The 4,788-nt window shown below is 69.4% G+C and carries 5 protein-coding genes; all 5 read left to right on the top strand.

What is annotated here, in order from left to right; translation table 11 throughout:
• A partial coding sequence (locus tag AC2W7G_RS09315) for an ATP-binding protein (RefSeq protein WP_485868188.1) occupies positions 1 to 476 on the top strand: 476 nt, incomplete at its 5' end.
• Positions 477 to 672: 196 nt separating this feature from the next.
• Complete coding sequence (locus tag AC2W7G_RS09310; RefSeq protein ID WP_485868187.1) at positions 673 to 1,785, top strand: polyamine ABC transporter substrate-binding protein; 1,113 nt, start codon at positions 673 to 675, stop codon at positions 1,783 to 1,785.
• Positions 1,769 to 2,926 (top strand): ABC transporter ATP-binding protein, encoded by a 1,158-nt coding sequence (locus AC2W7G_RS09305; RefSeq protein ID WP_485868186.1) that lies wholly within the window; start codon positions 1,769 to 1,771, stop codon positions 2,924 to 2,926. The genes AC2W7G_RS09310 and AC2W7G_RS09305 overlap by 17 nt, the downstream gene beginning before the upstream one ends.
• Positions 2,926 to 3,771 carry an ABC transporter permease gene (locus AC2W7G_RS09300; RefSeq protein WP_485868185.1) on the top strand — a complete coding sequence of 282 codons (846 nt, stop codon included), beginning with the start codon at positions 2,926 to 2,928 and terminating at the stop codon, positions 3,769 to 3,771. The genes AC2W7G_RS09305 and AC2W7G_RS09300 overlap by 1 nt, the downstream gene beginning before the upstream one ends.
• Positions 3,772 to 3,856: 85 nt before the next feature.
• Entirely contained in the window at positions 3,857 to 4,669 is an 813-nt protein-coding gene (locus AC2W7G_RS09295; RefSeq protein WP_485868189.1) for an ABC transporter permease, read from the top strand.
• Positions 4,670 to 4,788: the final 119 nt, after the last annotated feature.

The following is a 4,788-nucleotide window of genomic DNA, read 5'->3' as shown; positions in this document are numbered from 1 at the left end:
CGCAGCGCGCCTGCACGGGCGTGCGCGCCCGCGCGGAGGCGGCACGTCTGCTGCACGAGGTGCTGGAGCGGCACCAGCACGAGACCCGCGCCCGCTACGTCGAGCCGTTCCGCCGCGAGGTCGAGCTGCTCGGGCGGCCGGTCTTCGGCCCCGACTTCTCGGTCGAGGTGGCCGACGACCTCAGCGTCGAGAGCCGCACGCTCGCCGGCGTCACGGTCCCGTTCGCGGGCCTGTCCGGCGGCGCGCGCGAGCAGCTGGCGCTGCTCACCCGGCTCGCCACCGCGCGCCTGGTCGATCCCGACGACGGCGCCCCGGTCGTGCTCGACGACTCGCTGGGCTTCAGCGACCCCGAGCGCCGGCGTCGGCTCGCGACCGTCCTGGCCCTGGCCGGACGCGACGCGCAGGTCGTCGTGATGACCTGCGACCCGGACCGCTTCAGCGACCTGGGCGAGGCCCACGTCGTCCGTCTGGGCTGAGCAAACCGTCGGCGTTCTCGGCGAAACGTCACCGATTTCGTTGCGCCGACGTTAATTCGCTGCTGAATCCATTGTCATTGCCCCTTTCGGGGCGCGACGATGTGCTGGCCCGGACGACCCCGTGTCCGGTTCAGGAGGTGTGATGCCGAGTCCAACCACTCGTCGCACGGTGCTCCGCGGCATCGGCGCAGGCGCCGTGCTCGCCGGAAGCGCCGGCATCCTGCCGTTGTTCGGCACGCCGGACCGCAAGCAGGACCCCGAGTCGTGCACCGCCGAGGACCGCTCGGCGACCGACAAGTCGCTCGTCGTGTCCAACTGGCCCGAGTACATCGACGTGTCCGAGGACGACAGCACGACGACCACGCTGCAGGACTTCGAGGCCGCCACCGGCATCGACGTCCGGTACACCGCGGACGTCAACGACAACGTCGAGTTCTTCGCCAAGGTCGTCAACCAGCTGGGCGCCTGCCAGGAGACGAAGCGTGACATGTTCATGCTGACCGACTGGATGGCCGCCCGGATGATCCAGATGGGCTGGATCCAGAAGCTGGACAAGCAGAACGTCCCGAACCTGGACGCGAACCTCATCTCGTCGCTGCGCGGCGTCGACTGGGACCCGGACCGCGAGTACTCCGCCCCGTGGCAGTCCGGCCTGACCGGCATCGCCTACAACGCCGCCGAGGTCGGCGAGGTGCGCACCATGGACGAGCTGCTCACGCGCTCGGACCTGCGCGGTCGTGTCTCGATGCTCACCGAGATGCGCGACACGATGGGCCTGCTGCTGCTCAGCAACGGCGCCGAGCCGAGCGACTTCTCCGACGACGACTGGGCCGACGCGATGGACAAGCTGCGCAAGGCGCGGCGCGACGGGCAGATCCGGGCGTTCACCGGCAACGAGTACATCCAGGACCTGACGGCCGGGAACATCCTGGCCTGCGTGGCCTGGTCCGGCGACGTCATCGCCGCCGGCGACCCGAACCTGCGCTTCATCACGCCCGAGGAGGGCCTGATGATCTGGTCGGACAACATGCTCGTCCCCAACCTCGCGCAGCACCAGCGCAACGCCGAGCGGTGGATCGACCACTACTACGACCCGGCCGTGGCCGCGAAGCTCGCGGCGTGGGTCAACTACATCTGTCCGGTCCAGGGCGCCCAGGCCGAGATGGAGAAGATCGACCCCGAGCTGGCCGAGAGCGAGCTCATCTTCCCGACCGAGGAGACCCTGTCCCTCACCCACTCCTTCATGGCGCTGAAGGAGTACCAGACCCGCGCCTACGAAGGAGAGTTCGCAGATGTCACTGGTGGATGACGTGCTGGAGCAGCACCGCGACCGGACCCACACCCGCGACCTGCGGCTGGAGAACCTGACCAAGGAGTTCGCCGAGTTCACGGCGGTCAAGTCGCTCGACCTCGTCGTGCCGCACGGCACGTTCTTCGCCCTGCTCGGCCCGTCCGGCTGCGGCAAGACGACGACGCTGCGGATGGTCGCCGGCCTGGAGACGCCCACGAGCGGACGCATCCTGCTCGGCGACGACGAGATCACCTGGGCCAAGCCGTACCGGCGGCCGGTGAACACGGTGTTCCAGAACTACGCCCTGTTCCCGCACCTGGACATCGCCGAGAACGTGGCGTTCGGGCTGCGCCGGCGCAAGGTCAAGGAGGTCAAGGCGGCCGTCGCGGAGATGCTCGAGCTGACCGAGCTGACCAGCCAGGCCGAGAAGAAGCCGACCCAGCTCTCCGGCGGCCAGCAGCAGCGCGTGGCGCTCGCCCGCGCGCTCATCAACCGCCCCGAGGTGCTGCTGCTCGACGAGCCGCTCGGCGCCCTGGACCTCAAGCTGCGCCGGGCCATGCAGGTCGAGCTCAAGCGCATCCAGTCCGAGGTCGGCCTGACGTTCGTCCACGTGACCCACGACCAGGAGGAGGCCATGACCATGGCCGACGTGGTCGCGGTCATGAACGGCGGCGTCATCGAGCAGATGGGCTCGCCGGCCGAGCTGTACGACAACCCGCGCACCACGTTCGTGGCCAACTTCCTGGGCCAGTCGAACCTCATCGAGGGCTCGATCATCGGCGTCGACGGCGACGTGGTGAAGGCCGACATGCACGGCACCGTCGTCTCGGTCCAGCGCGACCGGGCCCACGCGACGTCGGGCCGCGGCTGGATCGGCATCCGTCCGGAGAAGGTGCTCATCGCCCGCGCCGGCGAGCCGATCGACGCCCCCGGCAACCACATGACCGGGGCCGTCGTCACCGACGCCTCGTTCATCGGCGTGAGCACCCAGTACCGGGTGCGCATGGCCTGGGGCCAGGAGATCACCGTCTTCGAGCAGAACACCGGGCTGCGCGACGTGCTGGCGCCGGGCACGCCGGTCGACATCTCGTGGCGTCCGGAGTTCGCCTTCCTGCTGGACGCGTCGCAGGACGCCACGGCCGGGCTCGAGGAGGTCTGATGCGCGGACGCCTCACCGGCTACTGGCTCTTCGCGCCGGCCGCGCTGTGGCTGGGCGTCTTCTTCGTCATCCCGCTGTACTCGCTGCTGGCCACGAGCCTGTTCGACCCGGACGGCTCGGTGCTCACCGGCTACGACGTGGGCTGGGTGTTCGGCAACTTCCCGGACGCGATCGGGGAGTACTGGCGACCGCTGGTGCGCTCGCTGGTCTACGCCGGCATCGCGACGGCGATCTGCCTGGTGCTCGGCTACGTGCTGGCCTACGCCATCGCGTTCAAGGCCGGGCGCTGGAAGACGCTCATGCTCGTGCTGGTCGTGGCGCCGTTCTTCACCAGCTTCCTGATCCGCACGCTGTCGTGGAAGCTGATCCTGGCCGACGACGGCTGGGTCGTGGACGCGCTGCAGACGGTGCACCTGCTCGGTGACGACGGACGCCTGCTGGCCACGCCGATCGCCGTGGTCGCCGGCCTGGTCTACAACTTCCTGCCGTTCATGGTGCTGCCGCTGTACGCGAGCCTGGAGAAGATGGACCCGCGGCTCGTCGAGGCGGCCGGCGACCTGTACGCGTCCCCGGCCAAGGCGTTCTGGAAGGTGACCTGGCCGCTGTCGCGTCCCGGCGTCATCGGCGGCGTGCTGCTGACCTTCATCCCGGCCAGCGGCGACTACATCAACGCCGAGCTGCTGGGCAGCCCGAACGAGCGGATGGTCGGCAACGTCATCCAGAACCTGTTCACGACGACCGGCGACTACGCCGCGGCCGGCGCGCTGTCGGTGACGCTCATGCTGATCATCGTCGCCATGGTCGTCGCCTACGCCCGCACGACGAACACGGAGGACCTCGTATGAGCGAGCGAAGCGAGCGAACGATCCAGGCCCTCACGGGCGGACGTCCGTACCGTGCGATCTTCACGGAGGTGCGCTCGTGAGCCCGATGCAGAGGGTGGGGCGCTGGATCGGCGAGCATCTCGTGCTGGCGCTCGGCGCCCTGGTGGTGCTGTACCTCGTCATCCCGATCGCGATCGTGGCCCTGATGAGCTTCAACGACTCCAGCGGGTCGCGCAACGTCTACCGCTTCCAGTCGTTCACGCTCGACAACTGGGCGCACCCGTGCGCGCCGGAGGGCATGTGCGAGGCGGTGTCGCGCAGCATCCAGATCGGCCTGCTCGCGACCATCGTCGCCACGACGCTGGGCACGCTGGCCGCGTTCGCGCTGGTGCGGCACCGCTTCCGCGGCCGCTCGGCGTCCAACCTGCTGGTGTTCCTGCCGATGGCGTCGCCGGAGATCGTCATGGGCTCGTCGCTGCTGGCCCTGTTCGTCGCGGCCGGCTTCGGCGGCCAGCTCGGGTTCTGGACGATCTTCATCGCCCACGTGATGTTCTGCCTGTCGTTCGTCATCGTCACGGTGAAGGCCCGGCTCTCGGGCATGGACGACAACCTCGAGCAGGCGGCCATGGACCTGTACGCCACCGAGGCGCAGACGTTCTGGAAGGTGACCTTCCCGCTCGTGTTCCCCGGCATCCTGGCCGCGGCCCTGCTGAGCTTCGCGCTCTCGTTCGACGACTTCATCATCTCGAACCTGAACGCCGGCCAGACGGTGACCTTCCCGATGTTCGTGTGGGGCGCCGCCCAGCGCGGCGTGCCGATGGAGGTCAACGTCGTCGGCACCGCGATGTTCGTCATCGCGCTGACCCTGGTGCTCGTCGGCACCTACGGCCAGCGCAAGCGGCCGGCCAGCGCCCGCTAGCCGCCCCGTACGCCGAGGGCCCCGGACGACGTCGTCCGGGGCCCTCGTGCGTCCCCCGCGCTCCCGAGCGGGAGCACCCGCTCCCCTGGGCCGCAGCGATGGCTCCCTGAGCGTGCCGG

Source organism: Aeromicrobium sp. PFPM2_SD2, assembly GCF_057364525.1.
This window is presented reverse-complemented; position numbering and strand designations above follow the sequence as displayed.